This window comes from uncultured Pontibacter sp., assembly GCF_947499215.1.
In the GTDB taxonomy this organism is placed as follows: Bacteria; Bacteroidota; Bacteroidia; order Cytophagales; family Hymenobacteraceae; genus Pontibacter.
Map to the genome: position 1 here is coordinate 91,265 of NZ_CANMNI010000001.1, position 13,107 is coordinate 104,371.

Annotated in this window: 12 protein-coding genes; 5 read left to right on the top strand and 7 right to left on the bottom strand. The window is 48.6% G+C overall.

The window, feature by feature from the left end; all coding sequences use genetic code 11:
- Positions 1 to 151: 151 nt before the first annotated feature.
- The 3 genes from Q1A04_RS00360 to Q1A04_RS00370 all read right to left on the bottom strand — a co-directional run bounded on the left by Q1A04_RS00360 (position 152) and on the right by Q1A04_RS00370 (position 3,336).
- The gene (locus tag Q1A04_RS00360) at positions 152 to 778 is read right to left on the bottom strand and encodes a Crp/Fnr family transcriptional regulator (RefSeq protein WP_299699625.1); all 627 of its coding nucleotides are present in this window, start codon (positions 776 to 778) and stop codon (positions 152 to 154) included.
- A 244-nt stretch (positions 779 to 1,022) separates the two neighbouring features.
- Positions 1,023 to 1,553: a plastocyanin/azurin family copper-binding protein gene (locus Q1A04_RS00365; protein ID WP_299699628.1), complete on the bottom strand. Its 531-nt coding sequence runs from the start codon at positions 1,551 to 1,553 to the stop codon at positions 1,023 to 1,025.
- 37 nt (positions 1,554 to 1,590) lie between these two features.
- Complete coding sequence (locus Q1A04_RS00370) at positions 1,591 to 3,336, bottom strand: L,D-transpeptidase family protein (RefSeq protein ID WP_299699631.1); 1,746 nt, start codon at positions 3,334 to 3,336, stop codon at positions 1,591 to 1,593.
- A gap of 333 nt (positions 3,337 to 3,669) precedes the next feature.
- Here Q1A04_RS00370 and Q1A04_RS00375 point away from each other — a divergent pair, with 333 nt between their 5' ends.
- Entirely contained in the window at positions 3,670 to 5,568 is a 1,899-nt protein-coding gene (locus Q1A04_RS00375; RefSeq protein WP_299699634.1) for a M1 family metallopeptidase, read from the top strand.
- 141 nt (positions 5,569 to 5,709) lie between these two features.
- Here Q1A04_RS00375 and Q1A04_RS00380 read toward each other — a convergent pair whose 3' ends face one another.
- On the bottom strand, positions 5,710 to 6,213 hold the full coding sequence (locus Q1A04_RS00380) for a ferritin-like domain-containing protein (protein ID WP_299699637.1): 504 nt from the start codon (positions 6,211 to 6,213) through the stop codon (positions 5,710 to 5,712).
- A gap of 349 nt (positions 6,214 to 6,562) precedes the next feature.
- On the opposite strand from Q1A04_RS00380, the gene Q1A04_RS00385 reads away from it, so the two are divergent.
- Positions 6,563 to 7,459, top strand: a complete 897-nt coding sequence (locus Q1A04_RS00385) for a cyanophycinase (RefSeq protein ID WP_299699640.1) — start codon at positions 6,563 to 6,565, stop codon at positions 7,457 to 7,459.
- Here the strand turns inward: Q1A04_RS00385 and Q1A04_RS00390 are convergent.
- Positions 7,456 to 8,382, bottom strand: coding sequence for an isoaspartyl peptidase/L-asparaginase family protein (locus tag Q1A04_RS00390; protein ID WP_299699643.1), 927 nt, complete (start codon positions 8,380 to 8,382; stop codon positions 7,456 to 7,458). The two genes, Q1A04_RS00385 and Q1A04_RS00390, sit on opposite strands and share 4 nt — an antisense overlap.
- A 170-nt stretch (positions 8,383 to 8,552) precedes the next feature.
- On the opposite strand from Q1A04_RS00390, the gene Q1A04_RS00395 reads away from it, so the two are divergent.
- Together Q1A04_RS00395 and Q1A04_RS00400 are read left to right on the top strand one after the other, a co-directional pair.
- Positions 8,553 to 8,930: a DUF3127 domain-containing protein gene (locus Q1A04_RS00395; protein WP_299699645.1), complete on the top strand. Its 378-nt coding sequence runs from the start codon at positions 8,553 to 8,555 to the stop codon at positions 8,928 to 8,930.
- Positions 8,931 to 9,080: 150 nt separating this feature from the next.
- Entirely contained in the window at positions 9,081 to 9,701 is a 621-nt protein-coding gene (locus Q1A04_RS00400) for an RNA-binding domain-containing protein (protein ID WP_299699647.1), read from the top strand.
- Positions 9,702 to 9,958: 257 nt separating this feature from the next.
- On the opposite strand, the gene Q1A04_RS00405 is transcribed toward Q1A04_RS00400, so the two are convergent.
- Positions 9,959 to 10,441 carry a hypothetical protein gene (locus Q1A04_RS00405; protein ID WP_299699649.1) on the bottom strand — a complete coding sequence of 161 codons (483 nt, stop codon included), beginning with the start codon at positions 10,439 to 10,441 and terminating at the stop codon, positions 9,959 to 9,961.
- Between the two features lie 280 nt (positions 10,442 to 10,721).
- Between Q1A04_RS00405 and Q1A04_RS00410 the strand changes: the two genes are divergently transcribed.
- Positions 10,722 to 12,137, top strand: coding sequence for a PhoH family protein (locus Q1A04_RS00410; protein WP_299699651.1), 1,416 nt, complete (start codon positions 10,722 to 10,724; stop codon positions 12,135 to 12,137).
- Positions 12,138 to 12,289: 152 nt separating this feature from the next.
- Here the strand turns inward: Q1A04_RS00410 and Q1A04_RS00415 are convergent, their stop codons facing one another.
- The gene (locus Q1A04_RS00415) at positions 12,290 to 12,844 is read right to left on the bottom strand and encodes an SRPBCC family protein (RefSeq protein ID WP_299699653.1); all 555 of its coding nucleotides are present in this window, start codon (positions 12,842 to 12,844) and stop codon (positions 12,290 to 12,292) included.
- Between the last annotated feature and the right edge of the window lie 263 nt (positions 12,845 to 13,107).

Genomic DNA, 13,107 nt, shown 5'->3' on the forward strand with positions numbered 1-13,107 from the left:
GAGAGCTGCACTGCCCTGCAAGATATGTTTTGTGATTAAAGTTTAGTGTTTAGTATAAGGTGATTTTTAGCTTGGAAGAGAGACTAAGCTACAATAACGGCAGGCGTCATACGGCTGCCGTTTTTTATTGTCCTTAAAGCTGGGGAAAGGATTAATCGTAAAGGTGACTGATCTTATAAAGCTTCTCCTGATCCAGAATGGTAATGGAGCTGCCCTTTGTTATGATCAACCCTTCTTCTTTAAACTCAGATAGCAAACGGATGGTGGTTTCCTTTGCAGTTCCCACGATAGAGGCTAGGTCTTCACGGGAGATGGAAATGGTGAACTGGTCTTCGCCTTCGCTTTGCTTATAGGTTTTTTGGAGTAGTAACAGGGCTTCGGCAAGTCGCTCGCGCACGGGTTTGTAGGCCATTTGCACCATGCGCTCCTCCGCCTCTCCCAACGCATTGGAAATTAGCTTCATTAAGCCGCTGGCAAAGTCCACGTTCTGGCTGATCAGTTCTAAAAACTGTGACCGGGGAATAAAACAGATCACAGCGTCTTCCAGCGCCACAGCCGAGGCGGAGTAATTGCTGTCGGCCATCAAGGCGCGGTAGCCGATCACGTCGCCGGGTTTAGCCAGTCGCACGATCTGCTCCTTGCCATCGCTCCCCAGTTTGGCTATTTTGATCTTTCCCGAATTGATGCAGAAGAGTCCCGTAGGTTTGCCGCCTTCGTGAAAAATCAGCTGTCCCTTTTTGTAGGCAAAGCATGATTTTGTTTCAGAAAGGTGCGACAATTCGGACGCTTTGCAGCAGCTAAGCAGCGAATTAGACCTACTTTGACAGTTGAGACAATCTGGGTTAGTGAATTTCATAGGCAATCAGGATGCTGCAAAAGTATGCAATAGCCTGTTATATCGTATGCCTTTCAACACTGTTTTTTTATAATTTGTTCTATAGGTGAAGCTGCAAGTGCCTATAATTCAAAAGAAAAGCCCCCGCTGCTAACGGAGGCTCTTTCCCATAATGCGTGAAGCTTTATTATTTAATGACCAGCTTACCTTTCATGTGTGGGGCATCGCTTGGGTAGGTATTCACAAACTCGTAAATGCCAGTCTTTTCCGGTGCGGTGAATTCCATATTAACGGTCTGCCCGGGGAGTGCCAATGGAGTGGCTGCGAACATCATCGTGCTGTCGGGCAGGTAATTGCCGGATGGTCCCGCTTTGCTTCCCTTCTGGGCGGCTTGCGCGGAAAAGCCCTCTTTTGTGAACACAATGTTGTAGATCATTTTTGGGTCTTTCCCTTCGTTGATCAATTCAAGTTTTACCAGCGAGCCGGCTTTCACCTCGATCGTGTCTTTGTCGAAGTTCATGCTCTGGAGTTCATCCTCTCCAACTACTTTTATGGTGACTTCCTCTACTTCCTGCAAAGTTGTGTCCTGCTCCGTATCACGCTGTTTTAGCGGCTCGTCGGTTATTTCCTCTGGCGTATCCTCAGCATCCTGTCGGCCATTGCAACCTGTCGACAATAACATAATCGAGAAAGCCCCTATTATCCATAATTGTTTCATAGCTAATTTTCTAAAGGTTATCGTTTGTACCTTTGGCTTAACTGAATAGCTCTTGCTCCAGTCGTTTATCATGTCCGTAGATATCGTCTCGGAAGTGGATGTTGCCGTCACTATCAACCCAGCTGGTGAAGTAAACCAAGTATACCTGAATTTTTTTAGGCAGGGTAATCCACTCTTCTTCTCCCCCATTGATCGTCTCTTGTATGCGGCTTTCATTCCACTCCGGCATATCCTGCAGTACATACTTGGCCAAGTCCATAGGGCGTTGCAGGCGCACGCAGCCATGGCTGAAACCGCGCTGTGTCTGGCTGAAAAGCGAGCCGGTTGGGGTATCGTGCAGGTATACAGCATGCTCATTCGGGAAAAGGAACTTCATCGTACCCAAGGAATTTTTTGGCCCCGGTCGCTGGCGTACCATGTACGGGAAATTTTTCTCCGTGACAGAGGACCAGTCGATTGACGATGGCGAGATGGGTTTCGGATTACGCTCTTTGGTCACAATCTCCATGTTCTGTCGATCCAGATAACCGGGCTCCCGTAATATGCCGGGTGCTATCTCCTTTTCAACAATGCTGTTCGGCACGTTCCAGTAAGGCGCTAACACGACATACTCCATTCTGTCGCTAAAAATAGGAGTCGAATTCAACGTCTTGCCCACGATCACGTTCATCTCCATCACCTTTTTATATTCACGCTCAGCCTCCGGACTGTTAGAGGGATCTTCGTAGATGTACATTTTATATTCCGGTATGTTCACCCAAACATACTTTTGGTCCAAGCTCTTCGGTACGAGTCGCTTCGGGATCCAGCGCCAGCGCTCCATGTTCATCATGATTTGCTGGATGCGGTCCTCAACTGGCACGTTCATCATACGGAGCGTATTGCCTCCCACCTTACCGTCAGGCACGATGCCGTGCAGCTCCTGAAACTGTTTTACCTGTGCCTCCAGTTTGTCATCGAACTGGCGCATGGCCTTGTTGTTCGGGTCTACCTTCGTGCCAAGATTCAGACGCTGTCGCAGTTGTACAACCGCGGCAGAGGTATCCCCTTTCTCAAGTATCTTCTTTCCGCCCAGTTCCACTTTAGGCCAGCCACCCCGTGCTTCTATCTCTCTGTACTTCTGGAGTGCCTCTCGCAAGTCAGCATATCCTTTGTGAAGCGCTCCGAACTCATAGTAAGGGTACGTGCTTTCACGCTCCTTCAAAATGGTTTGCAGGGCCTTGTGCAGTTTGATCTTGTTATTGCGAACTCCCCATTGCACCTGCTTCACATTGCTCGGGTTGATGCGCCCGCGATAGAAGTCAGATGCATAATTGAAGTAAGTGCCGGTCAGGGCAATGTCAATTTGCTGCTGCATGTCAATACGGGCGGAGTCACTTCGCCCCAGTTCATTGTACTGGGTGATCATGCCCTCAATATCCACCACTTTGTACTCTTTGGGGTCGAGCCCTTCGCGGGTGGCGTCATTTATGGTGCTAATGAGCTTTTCGGACTGTGGGACCAGTTCATCTTCTTTAAACCAAGCCAACTGGTAATCGCGATCCCCATAGAACAGGTAGATCAGGTCTTCGTGATCTTTAAAGTCCTTCTTTTTGTCGATGTAGTTTTGGATAAACAGACTGTCGGTTTCGGTGGCAGTTACCGTATTTAGGCCCAACAGCTCTTTAACGCCGCCGGAGCCTTCTTTTTTGTCTTCCCCATTGCCGTTGCAGGATGCCATCCCTAGCAGACACAGCATAGCGAAGCCATAGTGTTTCAGGTGAATTGATTTGAAAGGGTTCATGCTTGTTGGTTTAAGGACAGGACTGCGGATGGGACCTACAACCGATTTTGCCGTAATTTCTACGCTTAAAATTGTGCTATTTCTCTGCAGCTCCTGTCTTTCGATTATGGTTTTGCCTTATGTACTTCAATCAGCGGTAAAATGTTATGTATGGTCCATAAAGAGGCTTCTACTGATAACTGTAGTCTAACCTCTAAAGAGTATGTCACTGAAAAAGCGAAAGACCGCACTCTATAACATTATACGTATAGAGCTGCCATGCAGGCTGTTACTTATGCCATACTTTACAGTTTGCGCCAAATACCGTATCTTACCCGATAATATATAAAAACTATGACCCCATACCGTAAACTTCTACTTGGACTGGGTTTAGCCGGCTCTCTGCAGTTAGGCGCCTGCTCCACTCAAACAACAACCAGCGACGAAACTATGACAACCGAACAGCAAGGCATGGCCAATGCGCCCGCCGATGTGCACAGCTACGCCAAACCGGCCGAAGCGGTGGCCCGCCATCTAGACCTCGACATCGCCGTTAACTTCGAGCAGAAAGTGATCAGCGGAAAGGCCTCCTATGAGATAGAGAACCTTGCCAAAGGCAACCAGATCATATTCGATACCCGTGGACTGGAGATCGAGCAGGTATACCTAGGCAAGGCCCAATCCCCGACGACATTTAAGCTGGGCGATGAGAAAGAATTCCTCGGCAGACCTTTGATCATAGACATTCAGCCGGAGACGGATTATGTAACCATCCAGTACCGTACCACGGCCAATGCCGATGCCCTGCAGTGGCTCAACCCGCAGCAGACTGCCGGTAAAAAGCATCCATTCCTGTTCACGCAGTCGCAGGCCATCCTTGCCCGCACATGGATTCCGATTCAGGATAGCCCGGGTATACGCATCACCTATAGTGCCAAGGTACAAGTGCCGAAAGAGCTGATGGCTGTGATGAGCGCCGAGAACCCGCAGCAGAAAAACAGCAGCGGTACCTATACCTTCGAAATGCGACAGGCTATACCTTCTTACCTGATGGCTTTGTCTGTTGGCGACATGGTATTCAAGCCGATCGGACAGCAGACGGGCATATATGCTGAGCCGGCCACGATTGATGCATCCGTATATGAATTTGCTGAGATGGACAAAATGTTGGTTGCCGCCGAGAAGCTGTACGGCAAGTACCGTTGGGACCGCTACGACCTGCTGGTTCTTCCTCCCTCCTTCCCATTCGGTGGCATGGAAAACCCGCGCCTGACCTTTGTGACACCTACCATACTGGCCAAGGACCGCTCGCTTACGAGTCTAATCGCGCACGAATTGGCCCATAGTTGGAGCGGCAACCTCGTTACCAACGGCACTTGGGATGACTTCTGGCTGAATGAAGGCTTCACGGTATACTTCGAGCGCCGCATCATGGAAGAGATCTACGGGAAAGAGTACGCCGACATGCTGAACGTGCTCGGCTATCAGGATCTGCAGCACACATTGGAGGAACTTGGTCCTAACAGTGATGACACGCGTCTGAAACTGGACTTGGAGGGGCGTGACCCGGATGAAGGGTTGACGGATATTGCCTATGAGAAAGGTAACTTCTTCCTGCAGAACATGGAGCGCGCCGTAGGCCGGGAGCGTTTTGACCAGTTCCTGAACAATTACTTCCAAACATTCGCCTTTAAAAGCACGAACACAGACCTTTTCTTGGATTTTTTGCGCAAGGAGTTAGTTAAGGGGGACGAACAGCTGGCTGAGCAGATCAACATAGAAGGTTGGGTGTATACACCGGGCCTGCCTGAAGATCATGTGAAACCAACCTCAAGCCGCTTCGCGCAGGTAGAGGATTCGTTTAAGGCATGGCAAAGCGGCAAACCCGCCAGCCAGCTCCAAACCAAAGACTGGTCTAGCCACGAGTGGCTGCACTTTATCCGCATGCTGCCTGAGCAAATGACACAGCAGCAGTTGGCCGAGCTGGACAAGACTTTTGGCTTTACCAACTCCGGCAACTCTGAGGTGCTCGCCGCATGGTTTATTCATACCATTCGCAACAATTACACGGCAGCAGATAGGGCGCTTGACAATTTTCTGACAAATGTGGGACGCCGTAAGTTTTTGGTGCCGATCTACAAAGCGCTTGCCGCCACACCGGAAGGAAAGAAAAAGGCGCAGGAGATCTACGTCAGAGCAAAACCAAATTACCATGCCGTTTCCACCAACACACTGGATGCGATGCTGAAATAGGTATAGCCAAACCAAATAAAAAGCCCCGCATGCAGCGGGGCTTTTTTTATGACTGGTATAAACGAAAAAATCTGTCTCCTTCTGGCCAGCTTGGGTAGCATGGGGAAAGGACAGATTTTTTCAGTATATCTTTAAGGAGTGTTATTTCATTCCTTTGTGTTCAGCTTTAACATTGATTTTGCTTTCGGCAAGATCAGTTAGCTTTAGGTCTGTGGCTTTTTCCTCCTCGAGCGTTGTGTGCAGCAGTTGAAGCGCCTCTTTGTGGCCCAGCTGTTTGGCATAGGTACAAAGTGTGCCATAACCGGCAATTTCATAGTGCTCCACACGCTGTGCAGAAGCAATCAGGGCGGCGTCCATCACATCCGAGTCAGCGTTTTCGGACATCATGTCCTGCGCCTCCTTGATGATTCCTTCCATCGCCTTGCACTTCTCTCCAGATGGTTTCATGCCGATCGATTTGAAGACTTGCTCCAGTCGCTCAATTTGTTTCTCTGTTTCGCTGAGGTGCATCTCAAAGGCTTTCTTCAGTTGTGGCGCAGAAGCTTCTTTTGCCATCTTAGGAAGTGCCTTGGTGATTTGCTTTTCAGCGTTGTAGATATCCTTCAGTTCGTGGATGAATAAGTCATTCAGGTTGTTTAGTTTCATAGCTTGGAAAGGTTTAGCGTCGTAAATAAATTAAGCAAATGCTTGTGGAATTACTATACGGCTGCCCTTTGCTTGGGTTTTAAAAATATAACTATTATTAGTTAAAATCTATATATTGAAAGTCAGGCTAACAATATGGTATAATAAATACAATATATTATATATGTACAGATATTATCTTTTGTATAAGTGCAATTCCATTTTAAACAGAAATTGAGACTCTAAAAGCAATTAAAAGCCTATAGCCGTAACGAATTTCGAAAATATGGGTAATCTTAGGGGAGAACCTGCTCAGCAAATAAGCGGGTCCTAATGACATTTTTATACAATTAGCGAAAATATAGCACCCGTGGATATACCAAAAGGAAAGCTCATTGCCATTGGCGGAAACGAAGACAAAGGCTCTTACCCTAACCCGAAGACCAAAAAAAAGTATTATCTGGACTTCTTCGAGCTCGGTATTTTGAAGCGCTTTCTGAGTGAGATCCCTGCTAAGAAGCCGACCATCGAGGTGATTACCACCGCATCGCTCATACCCGAGGAAGTGGGTGAGCGCTATGAAAGCGCTTTTGGCATTCTTGGCTGTGAAGGTGTTAATATGATGCACATTCGGGAAGAGGAGGACGCCCTTAAGGAAGAGTATATTGAGCGTATTCGAAAAGCGGATGGCGTTATGTTCAGCGGAGGCGACCAGTCCCGACTGACACGTATATTCGGCGAAACGGAATTTCTGGAAATTATAAATAACCGCTACTGGAACGAAGAGTTTGTGGTCGCGGGTACGAGCGCCGGCGCCATGGCCATGTCCGAGATTATGATCAAGGGCGGCAGTTCTACAGAGGCGCTTCTCAAGGGCTCCGTTAAGATCGGACGAGGCTTCGGTTTGATCGGTGGTGTGATCATTGACTCGCACTTTGTTATCAGGGGGCGCTTTGGCCGATTGATGGAGGCTGTGGTGACCCACCCGAAAACGGTTGGCATCGGCTTGGGAGAAGACACAGGCGTGCTCATTACTGAAGGACACATGATTGAGACCATCGGCTCTAACCTAGTGGTGGTCGTGGACGGACACGGTGTGAACTACACGAATATAACAGACATATCACCCGGCAAACCCGTTGCCATAGCCGGCATGATGATGCATGTCCTAGCCAAGGGCAATGTATTCAATATTAATTCCCGAGAGTTTTTCAGGGACATGAAATCGCTTGAGAAGGATATCGTAGCCTCCGAAACACAGTCTTAATCTTTATAGATAGACACGATACCCTCTTGTCCGCTTACCCGACAGCCTCTGTACATACCCTCTGAGTTAAAGGGTAGGGCTATGTTTCCTTTGCCGTCCACGGCGATCAGGCCGCCTTCGCCACCAAACTTCACCAGCTTGTCCAACACTACTTTATCACAAGCCTCCTGTAAGGTATAGCCCTTGTACTCCATGAGGCAGGACACATCGTAAGCCACCACCGCTCTGATAAAGAACTCGCCATGACCCGTGCAGGAAATGGCGCAGGTCCGGTTGTTGGCATAGGTTCCGGAGCCGATAACAGGGCTGTCCCCAATGCGATTGTAGTTCTTGTTCGTCATGCCGCCGGTAGATGTGGCGGCTGCCAAATCGCCGTTTGTGTCACGTGCCACGGCCCCTACTGTTCCAAATTTACGGTCTTCGGTATGGTCGAGCATAAAAATGTCGGTGTCGCGCACGTCGCGAAACTGCTTGTAGCGATGCGGGTCATAAAAATACTCCTCCGGCTCAAAGGCGATACCATACTTGCGGGCAAACTCCTCCGCCCCGTAGCCGCTCATAAACACATGGTCCGAGTGTTCTAGGATTGCTCGGGTCAAACTGATAGGATTGCGGATGCTGCGAACACCGGCCACGGCCCCGGCTTCTAGGGTTTTACCGCACATGATGGCGGCATCCATCTCGTGCTTTCCCTCCTTGGTGAAAACGGAGCCTTTGCCCGCGTTGAACAAAGGGGAGTCTTCGAGGCGGGCGACGGCCACCTCCACCGCATCGAGGGCGGAGCCACCTTTACTGAGAATTTTGTAACCTTCATCGAGCGCGTAGGATAAAGCGGCCTTGTAGGCTTTTTCGAGTTCGGGTGTCATGGAGGCCGGTGTAATGGTGCCCGCTCCTCCGTGTATGGCAATAGCTAAGTCAGACATGGTAAATGGGTGCGTTTATGTAGGGTCCTACGCCCGATAGCGCCCTCCTGTTTTAGTAGTGCCCTTTTAAGCTAAAAATTTCCTGTCACTGCCATCTTTTCAGGTCCTCGAAAGGAGAAGATTTTGTATATTTGTACTTAGATCAATCTATTAATTCTAAAGTTTATTTTATGTCGTTTGATATTCAAGGAAAGCTGTATGAAGTGTTTGAAGAGCAGCAAGTAAGTGAGAAGTTCAGAAAGCGTGAGTTTGTGCTGGAGATTCCTGACGGACAGTACACGCAGTACTGCAAGTTTCAGCTAACGCAGGACAAGTGCAGTCTGATCGATTCGTATAAGCAGGGCGATGAGATCAAAGTTACTTTCAACCTTACCGGTAAGCCTTTCACTAAAAACGGCCAGACCATGTATTTTACAAACCTACAGGCTTGGCGCGTAGAAGGCGCAGCGGCTGGCGGTGGTTTTGGTGCACCAGCCGGAGCTCCGGCACAAGAATCAGCAGCTCCTTCTTTCTATAGCAGCGAAGCGGACAACGATCTGCCTTTCTAATAAAATATTGCGTAAAAGAAAGCGGGCCCCTTCAGGCTCGCTTTTTTTATGCTTATAAATTTACGGCCCTAGAAGGCCGCAAAACTAAAAGGGCTTCCCCGACTTATCATATTTATAAGGTATAGCTAGTATATCAGAACTCTTCTCACTATGGACGATTTACAGCGACTGATCTGGCAGGGCGAAAACGATCAGGTAGATTTCAAGCAGCGCGTCACACAGCCCGACAAGATAGCCCGCACGCTGGTGTCGTTTGCCAATACCCGTGGTGGCGTCATTCTGATCGGAGTGAAAGACAACGGGAATCTAGTCGGTATAGACCCTGATGAAGAAAAGCACACGCTGGAGCTGGCGGCAGACTTTTACTGCGATCCGCCTTTGCACCTGCTATATGAGGAGGTGGAACTAGACGGACATACGATTTTGAAAGTGACTGTGCCCGAAAGCAGCCATAAACCGCACTTCGCTAAAGTGAAGGAAAATGACTGGCGTGGCTATGTGCGGGTGAAGGACACGAGCGTGCAGACCAGCAAGATGGTGAACAAGGCGCTGGAAACCGAGGAACCTGCTTTTGAGCGTATACCTTTGGACCGCCATGAACAGGCGGTGCTGGATTATCTCGCGCTAAACCGCCGCGTAACGCTGCGGCAGTATACGAAAATAGCCAATCTATCCGAGCGGAGGGCTTACCGCATGCTTGTGAAACTGGTGATCCACGGCTACCTGCGCCTGCACGATAAAGAAAAAGAGGAGTATTATACCTTGAGTTAGTGCTATCCTATTACCGCCTACTTAGAACAATGGGATATCTAGTCCTAATTAATAACGTCAATTCTTGGCAAAACAAATAGACGAAGCGATATCTGGATTCTCCCCTTGAGGGGAGCCAGAGGGGTATTCGCCGCTGCGGGAAAAATTGCAAATTGATCAACTACTGGCCTTTTTAACTTTGTAAGCTAAACCCCTATTGACCCTTGGTCGCAAGCTTCGAACTCCCGTTCTCACTTGTCCTCAAGGGGATACTTTTGCTAGTACTTAACAGACCTAGTGCTCAGATCCAGTTTTATCTCATTGCCCTTCTCATAATATTCGGTATGAGTCAGTTGGCCGGCGCGGTTGTATACCTCCCATGTGCCGAACCAGAAATAGTGGATGGTGCGCTCCGTCTCCACCACACGCGCCATACCTTTCTTTTCCAGCTCTCCGTTGTCATGAAACAGCTTAATCAGGTATTCATTCGTGTGGGGTTTGTGATACTCGATCTTCCGAATACTGCCGTCCGGGTAGTAATAGCGCCATTTGCCCCGCTCCTTTCCGTGCTTAAATCGGCCATTGCGCAGCAACGTGGCGTTGTCAGACAGGTATAGTTTCCAGCGGCCATGATGCCGGCCCTCTTTGTCAAAGCGATTGATTTTAAAAGGCCATACTCCCTTCTTGGGCTTAGGTTGAGCCTGCAATGCTAGCGGCAATAGTAAGAGCAGAATAATTCCATAGATATAGCATCGTTTCATAAGCATCTGTTATTGACTTTTGAGTGGAATTGACTATACAGTTTCACGCAATCTGGCAGCTTCTGTTATAAGCAAAGCTAAGAATTTTTATTTTATTAACTAAATAATTAGTTATACTGATTTATTCTATAAACGGTTATGAATCAATATGCTATAAAATAGTTTTTCTTACAGGCTGTAACAAGGCCTGTGCGTGAAGGAAAATACTGGCTTTTAAAGATAGACTTATCACTATGTGTTTGCGTAAAAAGAGAAAGTCCACCCTTTTAACCCTGCCCTTATGCCTAGAAAAACAAAGACCCAAGAGGAAAAGACCGATACTATTTCACGCACGGCCAGCAAAGTAAAAGCCCCGACAGACGCCAAGCCCGCAAACCCCAAGGGGAAAAAGATATTCGTACTTGACACCTCTGTCATACTCTATGACCACAGCGCGGTGCAGAACTTTCAGGAACATGATGTAGCCATCCCTATCACGGTGCTCGAGGAGCTCGACAATTTCAAAAAAGGCAATGACATCAAAAACTTCGAGGCCCGCGAGTTCATCCGTTTTATCGATAAGCTTTCGTCAGAGCATATGCTGCAGGAGTGGATCCCGCTCAACGGCAAAACCAAAGGCAAGTTTAAGGTGATGATGAATGGCAGCGCCAATTTGGATGCCACCAAGATCTTTGGGGACAAGAACGACCACCACATTCTCAACTCGGCCCTGCACATGCAGCAGGATTACCCGAAAAGCAAAGTGGTGTTGGTGACCAAAGACATCAACCTGCGTCTGAAAGCCCGCTCTCTGAATTTGATTGCCGAAGACTATGAAACAGGCAAAATTCAGGATGTTGCCGGGCTGTATACCGGCAGCGATACGCTCGAAGAAATCGACCCTACTGTCATCAACGACCTCTACGAAAAGGGAACCAGCGAGAGCGGTAAGGTTATGAAAGCCACCCCGGCCGATAACCACTTTTATGTGCTCAAGAGCTTTAAAAATTCCGTCCTCTCCTACTATAATCCAGCTGACGATCAGTTTGAGCGGGTTGACAAACAGAGCGCCTATGGGGTGAAGCCGCGCAATGCCGAGCAGACCTTCGCCATGCACGCATTGCTCAACCCGCGCATCAAGCTGGTGAGCATACAAGGGGTGGCAGGTACGGGTAAGACCCTGCTGGCCTTGGCGAGTGCCTTGGAGCAGCGCCGCGATTACAAGCAGATCTACTTGGCAAGGCCCATCGTGCCGCTCAGCAACAAAGACATCGGCTACCTTCCCGGCGATATTAAATCGAAGTTGAATCCTTACATGGAGCCGCTTTGGGACAACCTGAAGTATATACAGAACCAGTACGCTGAGAACAGCAAGGAATACCAGAAGGTGCGGGAACTGATCGAACTGGAAAAGCTGATGATCACGCCGCTGGCTTATATCAGAGGTCGCAGCCTTTCCAACATCTACTTCATTGTAGACGAGGCGCAGAACCTGACGCCGCACGAGGTGAAGACCATTATCTCCAGAGCGGGTGAGAATACCAAGATCGTATTTACGGGCGACGTCTACCAGATCGACACGCCTTACCTTGACTCGCAGAGTAATGGTCTCTCCTACCTCATAGACCGGGCTAGAAACCATCCGCTCTATGCGCACATCACCCTACTCAAAGGCGAACGCTCTGAACTGGCCAATTTGGCCAACGAACTGCTTTAGTTATACCTGAAGAACGCAAAAGACCGCGGCTATACCTTAGTCGCGGTCTTTTGCTTTACTGCTTATTTCGGATGCTGTATTGCAAGCTATTGCAAAGGGATCTAACAGTTAATTGTAATATCAGCAGGAGCTAATAATAAAGGCTTGACCCATTATCTTGTGGTTCTGGCCGCCATGGCTGGCTCAAACAGAGCCTGTAGCGCCAGCAGGCTCTGTTCGGTTTCCTGCTCCGTCCTGAGCTTTTTGAAGAAGCCCCTATACCTGTCGTAGGGCTCGTCTGTAGAGCGGGCTTTCTGGTGCCACACTACTTTAGTGCCGCCTTCCACAGGCTCCAAACTGAAAATCCCGATGGTTTCGAAGAGCTCGCCTTTCGTCTGCTGTTTGTAGTAAAGCTGGGAGGGTGGCGTGCTCTCGGTGAAGTGCATCTGCACCATCCCCACTTTGTCGCCGTGCCACTGCTGCGACGCCCCTTTTCCCGCCATCGGGCCGCCATAGAGTCGGATCATGGTCGGGTCGTAGTCCTTGTTCCAAGCATTCCATTTTTCCCATTGGGTTGGGTTATTCAGTAAAGGGAACACATGTTCCGGCTTCGCTTTCACCACGATCGACCTACTGACTTCGTAGGAGTCAGGTACCAGAAAGGAACCGAAATAGACTGCAGCCGCTGCTATCAGCAAGGACACCAGTAGAATGAGCGACGCTTTCATATACTTTGCGACATGCCTGTAAGAGTATGGGATAATTTGTTGTTAAAGGTACACCAATTTAAAGGAGAAAAAACCACAGTGTCAAGCAAGTGCAAAAGATTATTTTTGAATCTAAAAGTGTGCTATTTTAGTCTCAGTAGCCTACTGATACCAAATCGCAGCCAATGCCGTATAAGACGCAAACAAAAGACAAAAACATGATTCAAGATCTTATAAATAAAGGCCTACAGCTGTCTAAGAACAGCCTATTTCAGAAATTGTTA

Bases quoted from the DNA above. Each gene is read 5' to 3' on its own strand.
- Q1A04_RS00365 (WP_299699628.1), bottom strand. From the start codon at position 1,553: ATGAAACAATTATGGATAATAGGGGCTTTCTCGATTATGTTATTGTCG.
- Q1A04_RS00370 (WP_299699631.1), bottom strand. From the start codon at position 3,336: ATGAACCCTTTCAAATCAATTCACCTGAAACACTATGGCTTCGCTATG.
- Q1A04_RS00375 (WP_299699634.1), top strand. From the start codon at position 3,670: ATGACCCCATACCGTAAACTTCTACTTGGACTGGGTTTAGCCGGCTCT.
- Q1A04_RS00380 (WP_299699637.1), bottom strand. From the start codon at position 6,213: ATGAAACTAAACAACCTGAATGACTTATTCATCCACGAACTGAAGGAT.
- Q1A04_RS00390 (WP_299699643.1), bottom strand. From the start codon at position 8,382: ATGTCTGACTTAGCTATTGCCATACACGGAGGAGCGGGCACCATTACA.
- Q1A04_RS00395 (WP_299699645.1), top strand. From the start codon at position 8,553: ATGTCGTTTGATATTCAAGGAAAGCTGTATGAAGTGTTTGAAGAGCAG.
- Q1A04_RS00400 (WP_299699647.1), top strand. From the start codon at position 9,081: ATGGACGATTTACAGCGACTGATCTGGCAGGGCGAAAACGATCAGGTA.
- Q1A04_RS00405 (WP_299699649.1), bottom strand. From the start codon at position 10,441: ATGAAACGATGCTATATCTATGGAATTATTCTGCTCTTACTATTGCCG.
- Q1A04_RS00410 (WP_299699651.1), top strand. From the start codon at position 10,722: ATGCCTAGAAAAACAAAGACCCAAGAGGAAAAGACCGATACTATTTCA.
- Q1A04_RS00415 (WP_299699653.1), bottom strand. From the start codon at position 12,844: ATGAAAGCGTCGCTCATTCTACTGGTGTCCTTGCTGATAGCAGCGGCT.